This window comes from Streptomyces milbemycinicus (assembly GCF_002154605.1).
Taxonomy (GTDB): Bacteria; Actinomycetota; Actinomycetes; order Streptomycetales; family Streptomycetaceae; genus Streptomyces; species Streptomyces milbemycinicus.
The window spans coordinates 1-22,430 of record NZ_MUNE01000584.1 but is presented as its reverse complement, the minus strand read 5'-3'; the positions used below and the strand labels follow the sequence as shown (position 1 = coordinate 22,430).

Here is a 22,430-nt window from a genome sequence, read left to right as displayed (position 1 = left end):
GTGCGGGTGGGCACCGGCTATCCCTGGGAGGGCCGGATCGCGGTCGTCGTGGACGAGGTCCCCGGCGACGGGGACTGGACGCTCTCGCTGCGCATCCCGCACTGGGCGGACGAGTACGGGGTGACGGTGGGCGGCGAGCCGGTGGCCGCGCGGGCCGAGAGCGGCTGGCTGCGGCTGCGGCGCCACTGGCGGCCGGGCGAGACGGTGGTGCTCGACCTGCCGCTGCGCCCTCGGCTCACCCGGCCCGACCCCCGGGTGGACGCGGTGCGCGGCTGTGTCGCGATCGAGCGCGGGCCGCTGGTGTACTGCCTGGAGACGCCGGACCAGCCGGCCGATCTCAGGCTCGACCGCGTCCGGCTCGACCCCGGGGCGGCGCTGCACGCCACGCACCGGCCGGAGCTGCTGGGCGGGGTCACCGCGATCACGGCCGGGGCGCTGCGCCCCCAGGTCCGGCCCGAGGGCTGGTGGCCGTACGCCGATGCCGACGGCGGCGCACCCGGAACCCCCGGCGCAGCCGGAACACCTGGTGCGCCGCATACCCCCGCCGCCGAGCCGGTCCGGGTGACGGCGATCCCCTACTACGGGTGGGCGAACCGCGAGGCGGGGGCGATGCGGGTGTGGATTCCGGTGTAAGCGCTTGTGCGAGGCTCCCGCGTGACGTGCCTACGGCACCTCGCTGTGGAACTCGCCGGGCGCTCCGGACGTTGTGCGCTTGAGGAACACGGTCTTGTGCCCAAGGGCACCGGCGAACGGGAGGTGTCCCTTGAGCACCGGCTCCACGGACCGGGAAGCGGACCCCGACGAGCCCAGCGAGCCCGGCAAGTCCGGCGACTGGGACGACGTGGTCCTGGACCAGGACTTCATACGCGGCGCGGAGGTGTCCGAGCCCGCCGCGCGCACGCGGATGCTGACCGCGCGCTGGCGGCGCGGCGCGCCCGAGCCGCAGCCATGGCGCGCGGATGAGCCCCCGGCGGGCTGGTTCTGGAGCAAGCGCCGCAAGCGGCGGCGGCGTTAGGGCCCAGGGCCGGGGCTGCTCCGCGCGACGGCCGCGGACGCGGGGGCGCGGTCGCGATCGCGGCGCTCTCCGCCAGGCGACGGCGGCGTATTTTCCAGCGGGCAACGGCGGCAACGTTTCGGTGAGCGGCGGCGACCAACCGTCGCGGGCGGCCACGCACCCGTACCGCCCCTCCACGGGGCGTGCCGCCCGCTTCCACTTCCCGACCCGGAAGCGAGCCGCCATGCCGCTGTTAAGAAGACTCCGAATGCTCCTGGTCGCCGTGGCGGCCGGGGCGCTGTCCGTCATCGGCTTCTCCGCACCCGCGGGGGCCGCCACCTCGGCACCCGCCGACACCTGGAATCCGCCGAGCAACCTCGTCCAGCCGCTGGACCAGGTCTGGAGGCACGTCGAGTCCACCTACCCGGACCTGTACGGCTTCAAGAACTACGGCTGGGACCAGGTGATGGCCAACAAGGGCAGCCTCAACTACTGCGTGCGCTGGGAATCCGACCAGCCCGTCAGCGCCGCGCTGCGCGACCAGATCCACACCGCCCTCAAGCGGCAGTCCAAGAAGTGGATCGACTCCGTCGCGGGCTTCGACGGCTTCCCGTACAACGACGTCCCGGTCAAGATCGTCGGTTGGGCCGTCAAGAACCGCTCGACCCTCCAGTGGACCGACAATTCGGTCGACATCTACACCGGGCTGGAGAGCGAAGGCGCGCCGCAGTGCTCCCCCGACTGCGGCCGCTTCTTCCACCAGGACGGCAACTACTCCAAGTGTCCTGGCGGCGCGGCGCGCCACTACGACCAGTCGCTCTGGCTCACCAAGGGCTTCGGCGGCGGCGCGGGCGGCGACTGGGGTCAGCGCATCGGCAGTGAGTACATGGTCGGCGCGGTGAACCAGGACAACATCCATATCCTGCTGCACGAGATGGGCCACACCTACGGTCTGGACGACTTCTACGACTGGACCCCGACCGGTGTCGGCGGCTTCCTGATGCAGGCGGGAACGGCGGATCACATCACCGAGTTCGACAAGTGGATGTACCGCGACTTCTGGCGCCACCTCAAGAGCCGCTACGGCTTGTAGAGACCCGCACCGCGGCCCCGTACGCCCCCCAGCGTACGGGGCCTGCCTGCGGTTTTTCGAAAGTTTCGATCCGATATCAACCAGATGTCGCATCCTCGATTCCGGGGGGTTCCCCGCCGACTTGGGGCGCCCTAATGTAGGAACCGGTTGCTATCAGGTCAACGCTTCGAGCGGGCGAGTTCCCGTATTCGAAATTTTCGCCAACCGGCGGGTACGGAAGGGGATTCTCGATGGCGCGATCCTCGGGGTCGACGGGGCCTACCCTGGCGGTCATCGCCCGTGAGGCGGGGGTGTCGGTGCCGACCGCCTCGAAGGTGGTCAACGGCCGGGAGGATGTCGCCCCGGACACCCGGCGCCGGGTCACCGAGGTGCTGGACCGCTTGGGGTATGTGCGCCGGCCCCGCTTCGAGGCGTCCAAGCCGCCCGCCCTGATCGACCTGGTGGTGCACTCGCTGGACACCGCGTGGTCGGGCGCGGTGCTGCACGGTGTGGAGCAGGCCGCGCATGACGCGGGTCTTGACGTGGTGGTCTCGGCCGGGCTCACCCGCACCCGCGGAGGCCGCCCCGAGCGGGGCTGGCTGGACAAGCTCTGCGCCCGCGGCAGTTCAGGGGTGCTGTTCAACCTCGCCGAACTGACGCCCACCCAGTACGCCTGGCTGGACGAGCATCGCATCCCGTTTGTGATGATTGACCCCGTACTGGAACCGCCGCCCGGTGTGCCGTCCGTCGGCGCCGCCAACTGGCAGGGCGGGGTGAGCGCGGCCGAGCACCTGATCGGGCTCGGGCACCGGCGGATCGCGGTGATCGGCGGCTATCGGCGCAAGCAGTGCAGCAGCGCCCGGGTCGCCGGGTACCGCTCGGCGATGGCGGCGGCCGGGCTGCGCGTCCCGCCGGACTATGTACGGTACGGCAACTTCGATGAAACCGTTTCCTATCAGCGGATGTGTGAGCTCCTCGAGCTGCCCGAGCCGCCCACCGCCGTCTTCACCTGCTCCGACCAGATGGCGCTCGGCGTGTATCAGGCACTGGCGAAGCGGGGGCTGCGGGTCCCGGACGACTTCAGCGTGGTGGGGTTCGATGATCTCCCACAGGCCCGCTGGGTCACGCCCGCGCTCACCACGATCCGTCAGCCGCTGTCCGAGATGGCGGCGACGGCGCTGCGCAGTCTGCTGCGGCTGATGTCGGGCGAGGTGCCCGAGGGCACCCGGACGGAGCTGTCCACCCGGCTCGTGCTCCGCTCCAGCACCGCTCCCCCGCCCGACCCTCTCTCTTGACCGAGAACTCGAACACCGATCGGGTATCCGGACGATCATGTACGACGGTGAGCGCTGTCGCTATGGTAAGCGCTTGCCACCCCCGATCGCTCGTCCCGACCCACCCGCACCGTCGCACCACTCACCCGGGAGGTACCCCCGCCGTGTTCGTCGACATGCCCCTGGATCAACTGCGCACCTACCAGCCGGCGCTGCCCGAGCCCGACGGCTTCGACGCCTTCTGGGAGCGCACCCTCGCCGAGACGGACGAGCACGCTCTGGACGTGGTGTTCACCGAGACGGATTCGGGGCTTGCCCGTCTGCACACCTACGACGTGGAGTTCTCCGGGTTCGGCGGGCACCGGATAGGCGGCTGGCTGCTGGCGCCGCGGGACGCGGCGGGCCCGCTGCCGTGCGTGGTGCAGTACATCGGCTACAACGGCGGCCGGGGCCTGCCGCACAACTGGCTGCTGTGGCCGTCGGTGGGCTATGCAGTCTTCATCATGGACAGCCGCGGCCAGGGCGCCTCCCCCAACAACCCCGGCACCACGCCCGACCCGGTCGGCGGCACCGGGCCCGAGGCCGCCGGCAAGATGACCAAGGGGATCCTGTCCCCGGACGACTACTACTACCGCCGGCTGTACACCGACGCGGTACGCGCCGTCGCGGCCGCCCGCACGCATCCGCTGGTCGACGAGGGGCGGATCGTCGTCAGCGGCGGCAGCCAGGGCGGCGGCCTGGCCCTGGCCGCGGCCGGTCTGGTGCCGGATCTGACCGCCGCACTGATCGATGTGCCGTTCATGACGCATATCCGCCGCGCCGTGGAGATCACCGACGCCGACCCGTACGGCGAGGTGGCCCGGTTCTGCGCCGGCCGACGAGATCTGGCGGACCAGGTCCTGGCCACGCTGGACCACTTCGACGGGCTCAACTTCGCCGTCCGCGCAAACGCACCCGCGCTCTTCTCGACCGCGCTGCGCGATGAGATCACCCCCACATCCTGCGGTTTCGCCGCGTACAACCACTACGCGGGCGACAAGGACCTGAAGGTGTGGGCCTTCAACGGCCATGAGGGCGGCGGCGTGCACCAGCAAGCCGAGCAAATCGCGTTTCTGGGCGGCCTGTTCGGCTGACGGGCCCGACCCCGGGGCGGCGGGCGTTCGGCCGCCGCCCCGGGCGGGGAAGAAAGGTGCCTGAGAACGCACCGAAGGAGTCGCCCGTGCCCGCGCAGCCCCTGGACGGCATCACCGTCGTCGCTCTGGAACAAGCCGTCGCCGCCCCGTTCGCCACCCGCCAGCTCGCCGATCTCGGCGCCCGCGTCATCAAGGTGGAACGGCCGGGGCGAGGGGACTTCGCCCGCGACTACGACCGTGCCGTCAAGGGCTTGTCCGCCTATTTCGTCTGGATCAACCGCGGTAAGGAGAGCGTCGTCCTCGACCTCAAGGGCGACGCGGACCGCAGGCTGCTCGATGCGCTGATCGCCGCCGCGGATGTGTTCGTACACAATCTCGCGCCCGGCGCCGTGGACCGGCTCGGCCTCGGCGCACCGGTGCTGCGCGACCGGCATCCACGCCTGATCACCTGCGCCATCTCCGGATACGGCCCCGATGGCCCCTACCGGGACAAGAAGGCCTATGACCTGCTGGTCCAGTGCGAGGCGGGGCTGCTGTCGATCACCGGCGCCCCGGAGGCTCCGGCACGGCCCGGGATCTCGATCGCGGATATCGCCGGCGGGATGTACGCGTACAGCGGGATTCTCGCCGCGCTGTACGAGCGGGAGCGTACGGGCGAAGGAACCGATCTGAGCGTCAGCCTCCTGGACGCGCTCGGCGAATGGATGGGCCATCCCTACTTCGCGCAGGCCTACGGCGGGGCTCCGCTCATGCGCAGCGGCGCCCGCCATCCGTCCATCTCGCCGTATGGGCCGTACCACTGCGGGGACGGTGGGCGGGTCTTTCTCAGCGTGCAGAGCGACCGCGAGTGGATCGCCCTGTGCGAGCAGGCGCTGCGCCGCCCGGAGCTGATCCGCGATCCGCGGTTCGCCGACAACCCGGCGCGCCACAAGCATGACGAGGAGCTGACGGCGGAGCTCGAGGAGTGTTTTGCGACGCACACCGCGGACGGGCTGATCGCGCTCCTGGACGGGGCGGGCATCGCGAACGCCCGGCTCCGCGATATCGCGGAGTTCGCCGCCCATCCGCAGCTGGAAGCACGCGCGCGGTGGCGGGAATTCGACTCCCCGGTGGGTCCGCTGCGCGGTCTGCTGCCGCCGGTCGAGGTGGACGGGCGGCAGGCGGCGATGCGGCCGGTGCCCGCACTCGGCGAGCACACGGAGGCGGTGCGCGCCGAGTTCTCCCGATAGCGTGCCGCCGCGGACCTACCCTGCCGGAGCCACAGGCGCGAGGTTTTCGTCGCGCCGCACCAGGGCGGCGTAGCGCCCGCCCTTGGCCAGCAGCTCCTCATGACTGCCCTGTTCGGCGATGCGGCCGCCGTCGAGGACCATGATCTGATCGGCGTCCCGCACGGTGGACAGACGGTGGGCGATGGTGATCGTGGTCCGTCCGGCGGAGAGGGTGTCGATGGCCTGCTGCACCGCGTGCTCGGTGCGGGTGTCCAGGGCGCTGGTCGCCTCGTCGAGGATGAGCACGGGCGGGTCGCGCAGTATGGTGCGGGCGATGGCCAGCCGCTGCTTCTCGCCACCGGAGAAGCGGTAGCCGCGCTCGCCGACGAGGGTGTCATACCCCTCGGGCAGCGAGGCGATGTGGTCATGGATCTGGGCGGCCCGCGCGGCCGCCACGATCTCCTCGTCCGTGGCATCGGGCTTGGCGAAGCGCAGATTGTCGGCCACGGAGGTATGGAAGAGATAGGTCTCCTGGGAGACGACGCCGACCGCGCGCGAGAGGGTGTCGAAGTCGAGGTCGCGGACGTCCACTCCGTCGATCAGGATCCGGCCGACGGTGACGTCGTACAGCCTCGGCACCAGATAACTGAGGGTGGTCTTGCCGGAGCCGGTCGGCCCGACGACGGCCAGGCTGCCGCCCGCCGGGACGGTCAGGTCGATGCCGCTGAGCGTGGGCCTCGAGCTCTTCAACCCCTTCAGGTCCCCCGTGCTCTTCGCTTCCTTCGCATCCTTCGGGTACGAGAAGTCCACGCGGTCGAAGCGGACTTCGCCGCGCACCTTCGCCAACCGCACGGGCTCGGCGGGTTCGGTGATGTCGATCGGCAGGTCGAGGTATTCGAAGATGCGCTGAAAAAGGGCGAGGGAGGTCTGGATGTCCACTCCGGTGGACAGCAGGCTGACCGTGGGCCGGAACAGTCCCTGTTGCAGCGAGACAAAGGCGACCAGGGTGCCGATGGAGACGGAGGGGCCGCCCGAGTCCAGGACCATCCCGGCCGCCCAGTAGATGACGGCGGGCATGGCGGCCATGACGATGCCGATGGTGGACATCCGCCAGCGCCCGGCCATGCTGGAGCGCACTTCCAGACCGACCAGGCGCTCGGACTCCCGGGCGAACTCCCGGGTCAGCGACTCGGACCGGCCCATGGTGCGGCCGAGGAGGATCCCGCTCACCGACAGGGACTCGGTCACCATCGCGGACATGGCCGCCATCTGCTTCTGGCGCTGCGAGGTGATCCGCTTGCGCTCGCGCCCGACCCGGCGGCTGATCCAGACGAACAGCGGCAGCAGGAGCAGCGAGACGACGGTCAGCCGCCAGTCGAGGGCGAGCATCGCGACGACCGTCGCGACGACGCTGGTGAGGTTGGAGACCAGCGAGGTCGCGGTGGAGGTGACGGTGGCCTGCATACCACCGATGTCATTGGCGATCCGGGACTGCACCTCGCCGGTGCGGGTGCGGGTGAAGAAGGCGAGCGGCATGCGCTGCAGCCGGTCGTAGACCGCGGTGCGCAGATCGTGCATGACGCGCTGGCCGACGGTGGTGGAGATGAGGGTCTGCAGCACTCCGAAGACGCTGGTGACGACGGCCGCGGCGATCATGCCGAGGGCGAGCAGGGTCAGCAGTCCGGTGCGGCGCTCGGGGATGGCGGTGTCCAGGACCTCGCGCAGCAGGAACGGCGAGGCGACGGAGACCAGGGCGGAGGCGGCGACCAGCAGGGCGACGAGGGCGAGGCGGCCGCGATAGGGGCGGAAGAGCCCGAGGATGCGCCGCAGCTGGGCGGGCTGCTCGGGGTCGGCTGAAGACGGGGTCCACTGGGATGCGCCGTGGTGCATGGGCTCCTTCTGGGCAGGGGTGGGTGGCACGCGACTGGGTACGGGCGCGGCCTTGCGCAGCATTTTGCCGAGCATAGCTCATTGTTACCTATACTCACAATGAACCTTGTCCTGATAGACTGCGATCATGCCCACCCCCGACACCTCAGGCCTCCTCACGGAGCAGCTGCTGCGCCTGACCCGCAGACTGCACCGCGCCCAGAAGCGGCATATGGAGCCCCTGGGCATCACCCCCGCCCAGTCCCGTCTGCTGCGCATGGTGGCGCACAGCGACCGGCCGCCGCGCATGGCGGACCTCGCGCAGCGGCTCGAAGTGGTCCCGCGCGCCGTGACGACGCTGGTGGACGCCCTGGAGGCGCATGGCTCGGTGCGCCGCGCGGCCGATCCGGACAGCCGCCGCGTGGTGCGCGTCGAGCTCACCGACACCGGCCGCGCGACGCTGCGCGCGCTGCGCGACGCGCGCCGGGCCGCCGCGGAGGAGATCCTGGCCCCCCTGTCCGACCGGCAGCGCGAGATGCTGGGCGAGTTGCTGGACACGCTCGCCGGCACACCCGACCAGGGCCGCTACTGAGGAGACCGCCCCGAGGCGCTGCCCGCGCGCCCGGCTCAGCGCCCGGACGCGGGGGACCGCGCGGGCGGGGCGGCCTCCGCGTCCGGAGCAGCCTCGGCCGGTGCCGCGGCCTCCTCTTCGACGGCCGTCCGCTCACCGTCGAGCACGCGCTTGGCCTTCGCCATGTCCAGCGCGCCCTCCCAGCGCGAGACGGCGAAGACGGCGACACAGTTGCCGAGCAGATTGGTCGCCACCCGCATCGAGTCCATGATCCGGTCCACACCGAGCAGCAGCGCGACGGCGGCCGCGGGAATCACCCCGAGGGCCGAGGCCGTCGCCGAGAGAGCCAGGAAGGCCGAACCGGGCACGCCCGCCATGCCCTTGCTGGTCAGCATCAGCACGAGGACGACGGTGATCTGCTGACCCAGACTCAGGTCCACACCGACCGCCTGGGAGATGAAGAGCGTGCCGATGGACAGATAGATGGAGGCGCCGTCGAGGTTGAAGGAGTATCCGGTGGGGAGCACAAGCCCGACCGCGTCGTCCCGGCACCCGGCCGCGCGCAGCTTCTGCATCATCCGCGGCAGAACGGTCTCGCTGGAGGCGGTGCCGAGGGCCAGCAGCATCTCCTCGCGGGTGTACTTGACGAACTTCCACAGGCTCAGCCCGGTGATCGCCTTGAGGGCCACGCCGAGCACCGCCAGGAAGAGCAGCGCGACGCCGTAACAGAGCGCGATCAGCTTCCCGTACGTCGTCAGGGCCCCCAACCCGTACTGGCCCACGAGGTGCGCCATGGCGCCGAAGACCGCCAGCGGGGCGAGCCTCATGATGAAGCCGACGATCGCGAAGACGACCTCCTGGGCCTGTTCGATGGCCGGCAGGATCGCGGGCACCTTCGTCTTGCCCAGGTGGAGCAGGGCCGCGCCCACCAGACAGGCCATCACGAGGACCTGGAGCAGGGAGTTCTGAGCGAAGGCGCCGATGGCGCTCTCCGGCAGCGCGTCCAGGATGAACTGCGAGGTCGAGGGCAGATGCCCGCCGCCGGTCTTGTCGTCGACTGCTGAGGAGTCGAGCGTGGCGGGGTCGACGTGCATACCGGTGCCGGGGCCGGTCAGATTGGCCGCCAGCAGACCGAGGAGCAGCGCCACGGTGGTGGCCACCTCGAACCAGATGAGCGCCTTGAGCCCGATCCGCCCGAACGCCTTCAGGTCCCCGGCCTTGGCGATCCCGGCGACGACGACACAGAAGACCAGCGGGGCGATCACCGCCTTGATCAGACGCACGAATCCATCGCCGAGCGGCTGGACGGCCGTCCCCACGTCCGGCCAGAGCCGCCCGACGGCGATTCCGAGTACGAGGGCGCAGACGACCTGCGTGAACAGCGAGGTGCGCAGCAGTCTCAGGGCGCGCAGGGGAAGGGATGGTGCGGCGAGCGGCACGTGGACACCTCCGGGCTCGTTTCTGAGATGCGGAAAGTAAATTCCGCGATGCGTCACTATGGCGGAGCGTGATCGCCTACGGAAGGGCCCGGTGTAACAACCGGGAAAATCCTGTCCGCGCATACCGCCCCGGCCGCCGGGAACTCAGGGGCGAGGAGCGGAGCAGACCTGCCCCACGGGGCCCGACGCGGGGACGGCCACACAGACGCGCGGGGCCGCCGCAGAAGGGGCAGAAGGGAGAGGTGGGACGATGCGTTTTCGCGACCGGAGGCAGGCCGGGCGGAAGCTGGCCGAGCGGCTGCGCGAGCCGCCGCGGGGCGAGCGGTTGAGGAATCCCGTGGTGCTGGCGCTGCCCCGGGGCGGCGCGCCGGTGGCGGACGAGGTCGCCCAGGCGCTGCAGGTGCCGTTGGACGTGCTCGTGGCCCGGAAGATCGGCGCCCCGTTCAACCCCGAGCTGGGCGTCGGCGCCCTCGCCGGGGACGATCCGCCGCTGTATGACGAGGGCGCGCTGGCCCTGCTCGATCTGACACCGGCCCAGCTCGCCCCGCGGGCCCGGGAAGAGCGCACCGAGCTGCGCCGCCGCGAGCAGCTGTACCGCCGTGGGCGCCCCTCCGCCGACCTGCGGGACCGCACGGTGATCGTGGTGGACGACGGGTTGGCCACCGGCGTCACCGCACGGGCGGCGCTGCGCTCCGTACGCCATCGCGAGCCCGCCCGCGTGATCCTCGCCGTCCCGGTGTGTTCACGCGAGGCCGCGGCGGCGGTCCGGCCGGAGGTCGACGACCTGGTGTGCCTGGACCAGCCCGACCCGTTCCAGGCGGTCGGTCTGTGGTACGAGGACTTCGCGCAGGTCCGCGACGATGAGGTGACCGATGTGCTGCGGGCCTCCCTCGTGCCGCGATGAGAGGTCCAAACCCATCCAAACCCGCTGCCGGGCCGGGTGTGACGGGCCGATCCGTCACACCCGGCCCATGGCTCACGCGGCCAGGTGGGCCTTGTCCCCCATCACCACGACGGGGTGCAGCGCGGGATCGAGGTTCTTCAGCAGATACTCCATGCCGGACTTGGGCACGCTCACACACGCCGAGGTGCCGCTGCCGTGGTCCATGTGCAGCCAGATGGAACCGCCCTTGCTCTGGCCCTGAGGCCGGGTCGGATCGAGCGGTGAGGTGCCCTTGACGCGGTTGTAGTCGATGGCGATGACGTAGTCGAAGTCGTGCCAGTGGGTCTTGGGCCAGTAGTGCGGGGCGGCGAAGGCAGCGGCCTGGTTGTACGGCAGTCGGGCGCCGGGGTCCGGCAGCACACCGCCCGCGTCGCTGAGCGAGTAGACGCCGACCGGGCTGCGCTTGTCGCCCTCGCGATGGCCGGTCGTCCAGCCGCGTTTGCCGTTGTGCGCGGCCCAACTGCGGGTCCGCTCCCACTTCTTGCCCTGCTTGGTATAGAGCACCACGGTCGAGTCCGCGGAGTTCACGCCATTGCCGTAGACCGCGACGACCTGCCGCGAGTCGGCCGGGATCTTCGCCTGAAGGGCGTCGCCCACCTTCGGAATGCGCGTGGGGTCCGACACGGGGGCGGAGCTGCGCAGCGCCTGCTTGCCCTGGCCACCGCTCTTGTCGCCGTCCCCGCCCGCGCCGCCGCAGGCCGTCAGGAGGATGAGGGCGGCGCCGGTGGCGGCCGCCGCACGCATGGACGTCGTGCCGGAAATTCGCATGTCCCCCATCGTCCCACTTCCGTGTCGTGGCGACGCACGCGGGATTGGCGTGTTCCGGGTCCCGGCACGGGAAAACCAGTTGAATGCCGCAGGGGTGGGGCGCGAGTCTTTCACGGCTCCTGCCTGCCCGTCACCCCGCCCGAGCCCTGGGACATCATGCACATTCGCGATCTTCCGTACCCCGATCCCGGCCTACCCGACGTCCGATCAGGACCCCACTTCCTGTGGTGGCTGGGCAGAAATCAACTGGGCGGGCAGGTGAAGGCCGCGCTGTGGGGTCTGCTGCACATGGCCGCCCTGGTGTCCTTCCCCGTGGCCATCGGCTTTGGTGTCCAGGCGGTCGTGGACGGCTCGGGCGGGCGGCTGGCGCTGGCCGGCGGGCTGATCGCCGGGCTGACCGCGCTCACCGCGCTCGGCGACACCATGCTGCACCGGGCGGCGATCACCAACTGGATCACGGCGGCGGCACGGGTACAGCAGCTCCTGGCGCGCAAGGCGGTCGAGCTGGGTTCGACGCTGACGCGGCGGGTGGCGGCGGGCGAAGTGGTGGCTGTCTCCACCGGCGATGTGGAGAAGATCGGCTGGTTCGTGGAGGCGCTGTCCCGCTTTACGGCGGCCGCGATCACCACCGTCGGGGTGTGTGTGGCCCTGATCATCTATCAGCCGGCGCTGGGGATGGTGGTGGCCCTCGGCGTGCCCGCACTGGCGCTGGCGGTCTTTCCGCTGCTGCCCCGGGCCACGCGACGGGCGGACGAGCAGCGGGAGAAGGCCGGCCGGGCGACCGAGCTGGCCTCGGACACCGTGGCGGGGCTGCGGGTGCTGCGCGGCATCGGGGGCGAGGAGCTGTTCCTCGACCGCTACCGGCGGGCCTCGCAGGAGGTCCGGACGGCGGCGGTGCGCAGCGCCCGCATGTGGGCGCTGATCGCCGCGGTGCAGGTCGCCCTGCCGGGGCTGCTGATGATCGGGGTCGTCTGGTACGGGGCGACGCTCGCCCGGGAGGGGCAGATCTCGGTGGGCGAGCTGGTGACGGTCTACAGCGCGGTGACCTTCCTGCTCTTCCCATTGAGAAACTTCGAGGAGATCGCGATGGCGTATTCCTTCTCCCGGCCTTCGGCGCGGCGCGCCGCCCGGGTGCTGGGGCTGCGGCGCTCCTCGTACGGCGCCGAAGGCTCCGGCGCAGGCACGGCGGCCGACGGGCCGGACGGGGAGAAGTTCGGTGGCGATCTGTACGACCCGGCGAGCGGAATGCTCGCACCCGCCGGGCAGCTGACCGCGGTGGTGTGCGGCGACCCGGACCTGGCGGGACGGCTGGCCGACCGGCTCGGCGGGCACGCTCCGGACGACGACGAGGACAACAAGGGCAAGGCCGGTGGCGGCGCGGCGGAGGCGGAGCCCGGGCGGACGCCGTCGGCGCTGCTGGGCGGCGTTCGGCTGGACGAGGTGCCGCTGGCCGCGGCGCGCCGAGCCGTGCTGGTCCAGGACAAGGACCCGGTGCTGCTGTCGGGCACGCTCGCCGAACTGCTCGATGTGCCCCGCTCGGGGGCGGTCACGGTGACGGAAGCGCTGGAGGCGGCACAGTGCGGCGATGTGCTGGACGCGCTCGCGCAGGCGTCGGTGGACGGCTCGGGCGCGGCGGACCCGCTGCACGCGCGGATCACCGAGCGCGGCCGCTCTCTGTCGGGTGGCCAGCGGCAACGGCTGGCGCTGGCCCGCTCGCTGGTGACCGACCCCGAGGTACTGGTGCTCGACGAGCCGACGTCCGCGGTGGACTCGCACACCGAGGCGCGGATCGCGCAGGGCCTGCGGCAGCTGCGGACGGGGCGGACCACCGTGGTCTTCACCTCCAGCCCGCTGCTGCTGGACCGGGCCGACCGGGTGGTGTTCGTACGGGACGGCAAGGCGGCCGCCGCTGGCCTGCACCGCGAACTGCTGGGCACCGAGTACGCGTACCGCGCGGTGGTCACGCGCGAACCGGATGAACCGGCTGAACCGGCTGAGGCAGACCTGGACACGGACCACGACGCGAACGGCCACGGGGCCAAGGGACATGACGCTACGGGGCCCAGGGCCGCGGGGCGGATCGGAAAGATCGGGGAGTCGGCATGATCGGAGTGGCCCCACCGGCCTATGACCCCGCGGCACCGCAGTCGGCGACGACACTGCCGGTCGGTACCCCCGCCACCGTGCGGGACTACGTCCGCGAGCTGCTGCGGCGGCACCGAACGGCCTTCGCCGTGCTGATGGCCGTGAACGCGACCGCCGTGATCGCCTCCATGGTCGGCCCGCAGCTGCTGGGCGGGCTGGTCGAGGACCTTGCGGCGGGAGAGCGTGACCTGCACATCGGACGCGCCGTCGCGCTGTTCGCGGTGGCGCTCGCGGTGCAGACCGCGTTCGTCCGGATGGTGCGGCTGCGCGGCGCGGTGCTGGGCGAGAGGATGTTGGCGGATCTGCGCGAGGACTTCCTCGTACGGTCGGTGGGCCTGCCGCCGAGCGTGCTGGAGCGGGCCGGCACCGGCGATCTGCTGTCCCGGATCACCACCGACGTCGACCGGCTGGCCAACGCGATGCGCGAGGCGGTGCCCCAGCTGGCCATCGGGGTGGTGTGGACGGTGCTGCTGCTCGGCGCGCTGACAGTGACGGCGCCGCCGCTGGGGCTGGCGGTGCTGATCGCGCTCCCGGTGCTGGTGATCGGCTGCCGCTGGTACTTCCGGCGGGCGCCGAGCGCCTACCGCTCGGAGGCCGCCGGATACGCCGCGGTGGCCTCGTCCCTCACCGAGACGGTGGACGCCGGGCGGACCATCGAGGCGCAGCGGCTGGGTGACCGGCGGACAGCCCTGTCCGAGCGCCGGATCCGCGAATGGACCGCGTGGGAGCGGTACACGCTCTGGCTGCGCAGCGTGCTCTTCCCCGTGATCAATGTGACGTACTCGCTGATCACCGGGTCGGTCCTGATGATCGGCGGCGCCTTTGTGCTGCATGGCTGGATGACGGTCGGCGAGCTGACCACCGGCGCGCTGCTGGCCCAGATGCTGGTGGAGCCGGTCGGGCTGATTCTGCGCTGGTACGACGAGCTGCAGGTGGCGCAGGTGTCGCTGGCCCGGCTGGTGGGGGTGCGGGAGATCGAGCCGGATTCGGCCGATGACACGGTGGCGCCCGGCGGCCGAGAGGTGCGCGCGGACGAGGTGCGGTTCGGATACCGGGCGGACAGCGATGTGCTGCACGGGGTGACCATGCGGGTACGGCCCGGGACGCGGCTGGCCCTGGTCGGACCGTCCGGCGCGGGCAAGTCCACCCTGGGCCGGCTGCTCGCCGGGATCTACGCGCCCCGGACGGGCACGGTGACGCTGGGCGACGCGGAGCTGGCCCGGATGCCGGCGGAGCGGGTGCGCGAGCATGTGGCGCTGGTCAACCAGGAGCACCATGTTTTCGTGGGGTCGCTGCGCGACAATCTGCTGCTGGCCCGCACCTCCGCGCGGGACACCGAGCTGTGGGCGGCCCTGAGCGCGGTGGACGCCGACGGCTGGGCGCGGGCGCTGGAGGACGGTCTGGACACCGAGGTCGGGTCGGGCGGGCTGGCACTGACCCCGGCGCAGGCTCAGCAGATCGCCCTGGCCCGGCTGGTGCTGGCCGATCCGCATACGCTCGTCCTGGACGAGGCCACCTCGCTGCTCGATCCGCGGGCGGCGCGACATCTGGAGCGGTCCCTGGCCCGGGTGCTGGAGGGCCGGACCGTGGTCGCCATCGCCCACCGGCTGCACACCGCGCATGACGCGGACCTGATCGCGGTGGTCGAGCAGGGCCGGATCAGCGAGCTGGGCAACCACGACGAACTCGTCGCGGCGGGCGGCGCCTATGCGGCGCTGTGGCGCTCCTGGCACCAGTAGCGACCGCCCCGGCGGCGCGGCTCGCTCCGCGCCGCCGGGTCACGAGGTCAGCCCCCAGGTCACCGGGCCGGCCCGCACCGCCGGGTCACGTGGTCAGATGATGCCGAGGGCGCCGAGGCCGCTCAGACCGCCCACCACCATGAAGGCCGGCATCAGCACCTTCAACTCGACCCAGCTGCCCGCCCGGAAGCGCATCCCCTTCGGGGGCCCGATCGGGTACCACCGCTTGCGGCCTATCGGTATGGGCCACAGGATCGGGCAGCCGGAGACAGTGAGCGCGTCCCCGATGTCGTGCACCAGGGCCCCCAGGACGATCGGCAGGCCGAGCCACAGATACTCCTGACCCGGATCGGTGAACAGCCAGTCGGCGCCATTGCCCGGCTTGTGCAGCACATCGGCGAGGATCCAGGCGCTGGTGGCGCCCAGCAGCCACACCAGCACATCGCTGGAGACCCGCGCCATGCGCCACAGCAGTCCCTCGACAGCCAGCACCATGTGGACGAAGAGGATCGCGAGCACCGCCCAGCGGCCGCCGATCATCGCCAGCGCCGAGGCGCCCCCGCCGATCAGCACCGCCCACAGCCAGGTGTGGGTGAGGGTGCGGTGGCCGCCCGAGCGGCGCGGGTCGCCCTGCTTCTTGGTCGCCTTGTAGACCGCGTGCGAGAGCTTGTCAGTCACCTCGCACAGGCCCCGGGATACCGGCCCGAACGAGCGGGATATCGTCGCGGCCTTGTGGTCGAGATCGGGGGCGAGCGCCGCCCCGGCGCAGATCAGAGCGCCGACGACCAGCACCGGCCAGGGCATCTCATGGCCCGCCGCCGCAGCCGCCGCGCCCACCCCCAGCCAGGCCGCCGCCCCGGACAGCGAATGCGCCGGTCCCATCATGGTCTTATCCCCGCCCCTGTTCGTGCCCGCGTATGCGCGGGTCTGTCTCTTAGGAAGTTCTCCAGGGCTCGATGTGCCCGTTCGGCCCACTCGCCGGGCACAGCCTAGCGGCGGACGATCTTCGTCCCAGCAGCCGGTTCCCGGCCGACGTGGGAAAGCAGGCAGTATAGGGGCGTGACTCTTATCGATCAGCTGCCGAGCGACGCCGACCCCGACGCCCTTTTCGAGGCGTTTTCCACGTGGGTCGAGGAGCGGGGCATCTCGCTCTACCCTGCCCAGGAGGAAGCGCTGATCGAGGTGGTGTCCGGATCGAACGTCATCCTGTCCACCCCCACCGGCTCGGGCAAGAGCCTGGTGGCGGCGGGCGCCCACTTCGCCGCCCTCGCTCGGGACGAGGTCACCTTCTACACCGCGCCGATCAAGGCGCTCGTCTCGGAGAAGTTCTTCGAGCTGTGCAAGCTCTTCGGCACTGAGAACGTCGGGATGCTCACGGGCGACGCGTCGGTCAACGCGGACGCGCCGGTGATCTGCTGCACGGCCGAGGTCCTGGCGTCCATCGCCTTGCGCGACGGCAAGGACGCCGACATCGGTCAAGTGGTCATGGACGAGTTCCACTTCTATGCGGAGCCGGACCGCGGCTGGGCGTGGCAGATCCCGCTGCTTGAGCTGCCCCAGGCCCAGTTCGTGCTGATGTCGGCGACGCTCGGCGATGTGACCCGGTTCGAGGAGGACCTGGCCCGGCGCACCGGGCGGCCCACCTCGGTGGTGCGGTCCGCGACCCGGCCCGTGCCGCTGAGCTATGAGTACCGCGTCACGCCGCTGACCGAGACGCTCACCGAGCTGCTGGAGACGCGGCAGGCGCCCGTCTACATCGTGCACTTCACCCAGGCGGCCGCGGTGGAGCGGGCCCAGGCCCTGATGAGCATCAATATGTGCACGCGGGCGGAGAAGGACGAGATCGCGGCGCTCATCGGAAACTTCCGGTTCACCACCAAGTTCGGCCGGAACCTGTCCCGCTATGTGCGGCATGGTATCGGGGTGCACCACGCCGGGATGCTGCCGAAGTACCGGCGGCTGGTGGAGAAGCTGGCGCAGGCCGGGCTGCTGAAGGTCATCTGCGGTACGGACACCTTGGGCGTGGGCGTCAACGTGCCGATCCGCACGGTCCTGTTCACCGCGCTGACGAAGTACGACGGCCAGCGGGTGCGGACGCTGCGGGCCAGGGAGTTCCACCAGATCGCCGGCCGCGCCGGGCGGGCCGGGTTCGACACCGCCGGCTTTGTGGTGGCGCAGGCGCCCGAGCACGTCATCGAGAACGAGAAGGCGCTGGCGAAGGCCGGGGACGATCCGAAAAAGCGGCGCAAGGTGGTGCGCAAGAAGGCACCCGAAGGGTTCGTCAGCTGGGGACAGAACACCTTCGAAAAGCTGATCGCCTCCGAGCCCGAACCGCTCACCTCTCGGTTCAGGGTCACCCACGCGATGCTGCTGTCGGTCATCGCCCGGCCGGGAAACCCCTTCGAGGGGATGCGACGCCTCCTCGAGGACAACCACGAGCCGCGCAAGAACCAGCTGCGCCATATCCGCCGGGCCATCGCGATCTACCGCTCGCTGCTGGACGGGGGCGTGGTGGAGCAGCTCAAGGAGCCCGATGCCGAGGGGCGGACCGTACGGCTGACGGTGGATCTGCAGCAGGACTTCGCGCTGAACCAGCCGCTGTCCACCTTCGCGCTCGCCGCCTTCGAGCTCCTGGAACCCGAATCCCCCTCCTATGCCCTGGACATGGTCTCGGTCGTCGAGTCGACCTTGGACGATCCACGGCAGATCCTGGCGGCCCAGCAGAACAAGGCCCGGGGCGAGGCGGTGGCCGCGATGAAGGCCGACGGCGTCGAGTACGAGGAGCGCATGGAGCGGCTTCAGGACGTCTCGTACCCCAAACCGCTGGAGGAACTGCTCTTCCACGCCTACGGCCTCTACCGCAAGAGCCACCCGTGGGTCGGCGACCACCCGCTGTCGCCGAAGTCGGTGATCCGCGACATGTACGAACGCGCGATGACCTTCACCGAGTTCACCTCGTACTACGACCTGGCGCGGACCGAGGGCATCGTGCTGCGCTACCTCGCCAGTGCCTTCAAGGCCCTGGACCACACCGTGCCGGACGATCTGAAGTCCGATGAGTTCCAGGACATCATCGCCTGGCTCGGCGAGATGGTGCGGCAGGTCGACTCCAGCCTGCTGGACGAGTGGGAACAGCTGGCGAACCCCGAGGAGGAGTCCGCGGAGGAGGCTCAGGAGCGCGCCGACCAGGTCCGGCCGGTCACCGCGAACACGCGCGCCTTCCGTGTCCTGGTGCGCAACGCGATGTTCCGCCGGGTCGAGCTCGCCGCGCTGGACAAGGTGGCCGAGCTCGGCGAGATGGACGCGGACTCCGGCTGGGACGAGGACGCGTGGGCGACGGCGATGGACGCCTACTGGGAGGAGTACGAGGACCTGGGCACCGGCCCGCAGGCGCGCGGCCCGAAGCTGCTGCATATCGAGGAGCAGCCGGAGCACGGGCTGTGGCGGGTGCGGCAGACCTTCGACGACCCGAACGGTGACCACGACTGGGGCATCTCGGCGGAGGTCGACCTGGCGGCCTCCGATGAAGAGGGCCGGGCGGTGGTGCGGATCACCGCGGTGGGGCAGCTGTAGCCTCCCAGGCGTCACGGCCCCGGAACAGGCGGGGCCCGAACAAGCGGGGCCCGGCCCCGCGGCGAGCACCACCAGTGAAGGAGCACCACCGATGACCAATCCCGCCGAGCGCCTGGTCGATCTGCTGGACCTGGAGCAGATCGAGTTGGACATCTTCCGGGGCCTCAGCCCCGACGAGTCGCTGCAGCGAGTGTTCGGCGGGCAGGTGGCCGGGCAGGCGCTGGTGGCCGCGGGACGGACCACCGACGGACAGCGCCCGGTGCACTCGCTCCACGCGTACTTCCTGCGCCCGGGGCGGCCGGGGGTACCGATCGTGTACCAGGTGGAGCGCGTCCGCGACGGTCGCTCCTTCACCACGCGCCGGGTCGTCGCCGTCCAGCAGGGTCGGACGATCTTCAATCTGACTGCCTCCTTCCATCTTCCCGAGCCGGGCATCGAACAACAGCTGCCGATGCCCGAGGTACCTGAGCCGGAGAGCCTGCCGAAGCTCGCCGACGAGATCCGCGAGCATCTCGGGGCGCTCCCCGAGTCGCTCGAGAGAATGGCGCGCCGTCAGCCCTTCGACATCCGGTATGTGGAGCGGCTGCGCTGGACGCCCCAGGAGCTCGAGGGCGCCGAGCCGCGCAGCGCTGTGTGGATGCGGGCGGTCGGCCCGCTCGGCGATGACCCGCTCGTGCACACCTGCGCGCTCACCTACGCGAGCGACATGATGCTGCTGGACGCGGTGCGGGTGCCCGTGGAGCCGCTGTGGGGCCGCCGCGGCTTCGACATGGCCTCGCTGGACCACGCCATGTGGTTCCACCGGCCGTTCCGCACCGACGAGTGGTTCCTCTACGACCAGGAGTCGCCGATCGCCACCGGCGGGCGCGGGCTGGCCCGCGGCCGGATCTACGACCGGGCCGGCCGGCTGCTCGTCTCCGTGGTGCAGGAAGGGCTCTTCCGCCCCCTGTAGGGCGTCGTGGGGCCGTCCGTCGCGCTCCGGCGTCCACGGACAAGGCGGTGCCAGAGCGGGAGCCTGCGAGGCCGCGCGGGAGGCGGGGCGGGCTCGCTGCCCGGCGCCTCCGCCACCTCGGTCGACCGCGGGACGGGCGGCTGGATGGGGCGCGCCTCGCGGGCGTCCCGCACACAGGTCTCCAGCGCAGCCCGGCAGCGCCGGATCTCCGCGGGGTCATCGGCCGTCACCAGGGCGGCGGTCACCTCCGCCGCCGGGCCGGTCCCGGCGGGCACCGGGGCGAGCCGGGGCATCAGCTCACGCAGACACGCCCGCTCGGCCGGGTCGGTGACGACCGCGTCCAACTCGGCGGGGGCCAGCGGCGCGCACCACACCGCGGCCCGCTCCCAGGGATTGTCGGTCCGGGCGAGCAACTGCTCGACGCGGCGGCGGCGCCATCCGGCGGCCCGCTGATCCTCCCCCTCGTCGAGTGTGGCGCGCAGCCCAGCCGGGATGCGTCCGGTCAACAGGGCGGGCTCCCGCCCGGCGAACGCGCCGAGCTCCGCGGCCGGATACAGCCACACCACGGCCCGGTACCGGTTGACATAGAACCGGACCGGAGTGAAGAAGCCACCGCGCGCCAGGCGGGTGAACCGGCCCTGGCTGATGCCCAGCAGCTCGGCTCCCTCGGCCGTGCCCACCACGCGCAGCCGGGCACGCAACGCGCTCGGGAAGCCCTCGGCAGCCGCGAGCCGAAGCAGCTCCGCACGCGCCACCCGGCGCCCCATGGCGCCGACGGCGACGGTGCGCACCTCGCCCAGCTGCACGGCCAGCTCGAACTCGCCGCGCTTGAGGCCCAGCTCCCTGGCGGCTCTGTCGAACGCGACGGTCTCCTCGGCCCCGTCCGGCAGCGGCGGCACCGGACTCCTCCCCGGTTTCTGACGCGCTGTCCGAGACGGCTCCTGAACCGATTGAAACGACTCTTGAAGCGCCTTCTGGCGGTCCCCCACTACCACGACGGTCCTCCCCCGCGACTACTCGGTCACTGACAGTGACGACAATAGTCGCTGAGCGAGACCGCCCGTCAGGCCTGTGGATAACTTCCGCTCACAGCCCGCTCACAGCCCGCTTGGCGCCCCGCTCTCCTGTCTCGCCTCGACGCCCAAGTGCTCCCCCACCCTGTTGACCAACAGCGCCATCTCGTAGGCGACCTGACCGACGTCGGCGTCCGGACCGCTGAGCACACACAGACAGCTACCGTCCCCTGCGGCCGTCACAAACAGCACGCCCTCCTCGAATTCGACCATCGTCTGCCGCACCCGCCCCGTGCGGAAGTGAAGCCCGGACCCCTTGGCCAGGCTGTGTAACCCCGAGGCGACGGCGGCAAGATGTTCGGCATCCTGCCGCACGAGCGTGGAGCTGGCGCCCGTCACCAGCCCGTCGTTCGAGAGCACCAAGGCATGCCGTATCTGTGCGATCCGCTCAGTCAGATCGTCCAGCAGCCAATCGAGCCCTTTGCTGAGTGCCATACCGTTCCTCCCCGTCCGGCCAACCACCACAGCTGCCGGGCAAGCCTTTCTCACTGCCGCTCTCCGGGCAACCCGGCCCGCCTGTCGGCGCGCCGATGTGCGCCGCTTGACACAAGATGGAGACATGGCACGGAAAATGACCAAGGATCAGTGGCAGAAGTTCATCTCGGAGGGCACCCACACGGCGAAGCTGTCGACCGTGCGGGCCGACGGCAGCCCGCACATCGCGCCCGTATGGTTCCTGCTCGACGGCGACGACATCGTCTTCAACACGGGCGCGGACACCGTCAAAGGCCGCAACATGGCCCGCGACGGGCGGGTCAGCCTCTGTGTGGACGACGACCGGCCCCCGTTCTCGTTCGTCACTTTGCAGGGGCGCGCCGAGCTGAGCGACCGGCTGGAGGAGGTCCGCGACTGGGCCACCCGGATCGCGGCGCGGTACATGGGTGAGGACCTTGCGGAGCAGTACGGCGCCCGCAACGGGGTCCCTGGCGAGCTGCTGGTACGGGTCCGCATCGAGAAAGTCATCGCTCTCGCCGACGTCGCCGACTAGCCGGATTCGGCCGAAACCCATCGCTCCCCGACGGGCCTTCGACGATGGCCGGGAGGAGGGAAAACCGGTTGGACAGGTGACTCAACGCTGATATACGCCGACCAGCGTGCCGCTCGCGAGCTGGCTGCGGTCGACGGCGCGGTGCACCTCGTCGGCCGACGGCTCGTCGGGAAGGACCAGGGGTTCGGGCAGGGCGTACAGCCGGAAGAAGTACCGGTGCGGCTGATCGCCCGCGGGCGGGTGCGGCCCGCCCCAGCCCTCCTGGTGGTATCCGTTGGTGCGCGGCACGCCGCCCGTGGGCGTCCGTCCACTGCTCACTCCGCCGCTGGAGGGGGCGATGCCGGTGACCAGCCAGTGGACGAACGACCCGGACGGGGCGTCCGGGTCCTCGCACAGCAGGGCCAGCTCGGCCGTACCGGCCGGGACGCCGGACCAGGTCAGCGGCGGCGAGAGATCTTCCCCGTCCTTTGTGTGCCGGCGGGGGATCCGGTCGTGGTCGTCGAACGCGGCGCTGTTGAGCTCGATTCCAGCCATGAGCAGGCGAGTACCCGCACGGAGGGCGGCCAAGCGGCGGGCCGCCCTCAGCCGCGCGCGGCCTTCACGAGGTTCACGGGCGTCACGGATGTCACGAGCGGCAGCACCCCGCTGGGCCGTCCGGCCGACGGGGCTGTCGTGGGCCTCGGTCAGGC

Annotated in this window: 19 protein-coding genes and 1 pseudogene; 13 read left to right on the top strand and 7 right to left on the bottom strand. The window is 71.1% G+C overall.

Translation table 11 applies throughout. The features are described 5' to 3' along the window. The 6 genes and pseudogenes from CCN51_RS39245 to CCN51_RS39220 all read left to right on the top strand — a co-directional run. A pseudogene (locus tag CCN51_RS39245) lies at positions 1 to 633 on the top strand (glycoside hydrolase family 127 protein); the annotation flags it as partial. 130 nt (positions 634 to 763) lie between these two features. Continuing rightward, positions 764 to 1,015, top strand: coding sequence for an SGM_3592 family protein (locus CCN51_RS39240; RefSeq protein ID WP_014174280.1), 252 nt, complete (start codon positions 764 to 766; stop codon positions 1,013 to 1,015). Positions 1,016 to 1,262: 247 nt separating this feature from the next. Beyond that, on the top strand, positions 1,263 to 2,087 hold the full coding sequence (locus tag CCN51_RS39235) for a hypothetical protein (protein ID WP_014174281.1): 825 nt from the start codon (positions 1,263 to 1,265) through the stop codon (positions 2,085 to 2,087). Between the two features lie 230 nt (positions 2,088 to 2,317). After that, on the top strand, positions 2,318 to 3,361 hold the full coding sequence (locus tag CCN51_RS39230; RefSeq protein WP_043486265.1) for a LacI family DNA-binding transcriptional regulator: 1,044 nt from the start codon (positions 2,318 to 2,320) through the stop codon (positions 3,359 to 3,361). Between the two features lie 143 nt (positions 3,362 to 3,504). Further along, positions 3,505 to 4,473: an acetylxylan esterase gene (locus CCN51_RS39225; protein ID WP_014174283.1), complete on the top strand. Its 969-nt coding sequence runs from the start codon at positions 3,505 to 3,507 to the stop codon at positions 4,471 to 4,473. Between the two features lie 86 nt (positions 4,474 to 4,559). Then, a complete protein-coding gene (locus CCN51_RS39220) occupies positions 4,560 to 5,702 on the top strand; it encodes a CaiB/BaiF CoA transferase family protein (protein ID WP_014174284.1) in 1,143 nt (380 codons plus the stop codon). A gap of 15 nt (positions 5,703 to 5,717) precedes the next feature. On the opposite strand, the gene CCN51_RS39215 is transcribed toward CCN51_RS39220, so the two are convergent. Further along, positions 5,718 to 7,571: an ABC transporter ATP-binding protein gene (locus CCN51_RS39215; protein ID WP_014174285.1), complete on the bottom strand. Its 1,854-nt coding sequence runs from the start codon at positions 7,569 to 7,571 to the stop codon at positions 5,718 to 5,720. A gap of 127 nt (positions 7,572 to 7,698) precedes the next feature. Between CCN51_RS39215 and CCN51_RS39210 the strand changes: the two genes are divergently transcribed. Continuing rightward, positions 7,699 to 8,142: a MarR family winged helix-turn-helix transcriptional regulator gene (locus tag CCN51_RS39210; protein WP_014174286.1), complete on the top strand. Its 444-nt coding sequence runs from the start codon at positions 7,699 to 7,701 to the stop codon at positions 8,140 to 8,142. Positions 8,143 to 8,177: 35 nt separating this feature from the next. Here CCN51_RS39210 and CCN51_RS39205 read toward each other — a convergent pair whose 3' ends face one another. Beyond that, complete coding sequence (locus CCN51_RS39205) at positions 8,178 to 9,560, bottom strand: C4-dicarboxylate transporter DctA (protein WP_014174287.1); 1,383 nt, start codon at positions 9,558 to 9,560, stop codon at positions 8,178 to 8,180. 250 nt (positions 9,561 to 9,810) lie between these two features. On the opposite strand from CCN51_RS39205, the gene CCN51_RS39200 reads away from it, so the two are divergent. Further along, entirely contained in the window at positions 9,811 to 10,464 is a 654-nt protein-coding gene (locus CCN51_RS39200) for a phosphoribosyltransferase (protein ID WP_014174288.1), read from the top strand. A 72-nt stretch (positions 10,465 to 10,536) separates the two neighbouring features. Here CCN51_RS39200 and CCN51_RS39195 read toward each other — a convergent pair whose 3' ends face one another. After that, complete coding sequence (locus CCN51_RS39195; protein WP_193383695.1) at positions 10,537 to 11,271, bottom strand: L,D-transpeptidase family protein; 735 nt, start codon at positions 11,269 to 11,271, stop codon at positions 10,537 to 10,539. Between the two features lie 156 nt (positions 11,272 to 11,427). On the opposite strand from CCN51_RS39195, the gene CCN51_RS39190 reads away from it, so the two are divergent. Continuing rightward, positions 11,428 to 13,377, top strand: a complete 1,950-nt coding sequence (locus CCN51_RS39190; RefSeq protein WP_078610347.1) for an ABC transporter transmembrane domain-containing protein — start codon at positions 11,428 to 11,430, stop codon at positions 13,375 to 13,377. Continuing rightward, positions 13,374 to 15,155, top strand: coding sequence for an ABC transporter ATP-binding protein (locus CCN51_RS39185; protein ID WP_014174291.1), 1,782 nt, complete (start codon positions 13,374 to 13,376; stop codon positions 15,153 to 15,155). Before CCN51_RS39190 ends, CCN51_RS39185 begins: the two co-directional genes overlap by 4 nt. Positions 15,156 to 15,248: 93 nt before the next feature. Here CCN51_RS39185 and CCN51_RS39180 read toward each other — a convergent pair whose 3' ends face one another. Further along, positions 15,249 to 16,040: a metal-dependent hydrolase gene (locus tag CCN51_RS39180; protein WP_043486267.1), complete on the bottom strand. Its 792-nt coding sequence runs from the start codon at positions 16,038 to 16,040 to the stop codon at positions 15,249 to 15,251. Between the two features lie 174 nt (positions 16,041 to 16,214). Between CCN51_RS39180 and CCN51_RS39175 the strand changes: the two genes are divergently transcribed. After that, the gene (locus CCN51_RS39175; protein ID WP_014174293.1) at positions 16,215 to 18,728 is read left to right on the top strand and encodes a DEAD/DEAH box helicase; all 2,514 of its coding nucleotides are present in this window, start codon (positions 16,215 to 16,217) and stop codon (positions 18,726 to 18,728) included. Between the two features lie 91 nt (positions 18,729 to 18,819). Then, positions 18,820 to 19,680, top strand: a complete 861-nt coding sequence (locus CCN51_RS39170) for an acyl-CoA thioesterase (protein ID WP_014174294.1) — start codon at positions 18,820 to 18,822, stop codon at positions 19,678 to 19,680. Here the strand turns inward: CCN51_RS39170 and CCN51_RS39165 are convergent. Beyond that, on the bottom strand, positions 19,617 to 20,579 hold the full coding sequence (locus tag CCN51_RS39165; RefSeq protein ID WP_014174295.1) for a DUF6397 family protein: 963 nt from the start codon (positions 20,577 to 20,579) through the stop codon (positions 19,617 to 19,619). The genes CCN51_RS39170 and CCN51_RS39165 overlap by 64 nt on opposite strands. Before the next feature lie 198 nt (positions 20,580 to 20,777). Beyond that, positions 20,778 to 21,188 carry a roadblock/LC7 domain-containing protein gene (locus CCN51_RS39160; protein WP_014174296.1) on the bottom strand — a complete coding sequence of 137 codons (411 nt, stop codon included), beginning with the start codon at positions 21,186 to 21,188 and terminating at the stop codon, positions 20,778 to 20,780. Between the two features lie 124 nt (positions 21,189 to 21,312). Between CCN51_RS39160 and CCN51_RS39155 the strand changes: the two genes are divergently transcribed. Next, entirely contained in the window at positions 21,313 to 21,741 is a 429-nt protein-coding gene (locus tag CCN51_RS39155; RefSeq protein ID WP_043486269.1) for a PPOX class F420-dependent oxidoreductase, read from the top strand. An 81-nt stretch (positions 21,742 to 21,822) separates the two neighbouring features. Here the strand turns inward: CCN51_RS39155 and CCN51_RS39150 are convergent, their stop codons facing one another. Beyond that, positions 21,823 to 22,275 (bottom strand): YbhB/YbcL family Raf kinase inhibitor-like protein, encoded by a 453-nt coding sequence (locus CCN51_RS39150; RefSeq protein WP_014174298.1) that lies wholly within the window; start codon positions 22,273 to 22,275, stop codon positions 21,823 to 21,825. Positions 22,276 to 22,430 lie beyond the last annotated feature (155 nt).

Excerpts from the sequence above, each read along its gene's own strand:
- CCN51_RS39190 (WP_078610347.1), top strand. The coding sequence starts at position 11,428 with ATGCACATTCGCGATCTTCCGTACCCCGATCCCGGCCTACCCGACGTC.
- CCN51_RS39230 (WP_043486265.1), top strand. The coding sequence starts at position 2,318 with ATGGCGCGATCCTCGGGGTCGACGGGGCCTACCCTGGCGGTCATCGCC.
- CCN51_RS39150 (WP_014174298.1), bottom strand. The coding sequence starts at position 22,275 with ATGGCTGGAATCGAGCTCAACAGCGCCGCGTTCGACGACCACGACCGG.
- CCN51_RS39195 (WP_193383695.1), bottom strand. The coding sequence starts at position 11,271 with ATGCGAATTTCCGGCACGACGTCCATGCGTGCGGCGGCCGCCACCGGC.
- CCN51_RS39160 (WP_014174296.1), bottom strand. The coding sequence starts at position 21,188 with ATGGCACTCAGCAAAGGGCTCGATTGGCTGCTGGACGATCTGACTGAG.
- CCN51_RS39215 (WP_014174285.1), bottom strand. The coding sequence starts at position 7,571 with ATGCACCACGGCGCATCCCAGTGGACCCCGTCTTCAGCCGACCCCGAG.
- CCN51_RS39235 (WP_014174281.1), top strand. The coding sequence starts at position 1,263 with ATGCTCCTGGTCGCCGTGGCGGCCGGGGCGCTGTCCGTCATCGGCTTC.
- CCN51_RS39210 (WP_014174286.1), top strand. The coding sequence starts at position 7,699 with ATGCCCACCCCCGACACCTCAGGCCTCCTCACGGAGCAGCTGCTGCGC.
- CCN51_RS39155 (WP_043486269.1), top strand. The coding sequence starts at position 21,313 with ATGGCACGGAAAATGACCAAGGATCAGTGGCAGAAGTTCATCTCGGAG.
- CCN51_RS39185 (WP_014174291.1), top strand. The coding sequence starts at position 13,374 with ATGATCGGAGTGGCCCCACCGGCCTATGACCCCGCGGCACCGCAGTCG.
- CCN51_RS39200 (WP_014174288.1), top strand. The coding sequence starts at position 9,811 with ATGCGTTTTCGCGACCGGAGGCAGGCCGGGCGGAAGCTGGCCGAGCGG.
- CCN51_RS39180 (WP_043486267.1), bottom strand. The coding sequence starts at position 16,040 with ATGATGGGACCGGCGCATTCGCTGTCCGGGGCGGCGGCCTGGCTGGGG.
- CCN51_RS39170 (WP_014174294.1), top strand. The coding sequence starts at position 18,820 with ATGACCAATCCCGCCGAGCGCCTGGTCGATCTGCTGGACCTGGAGCAG.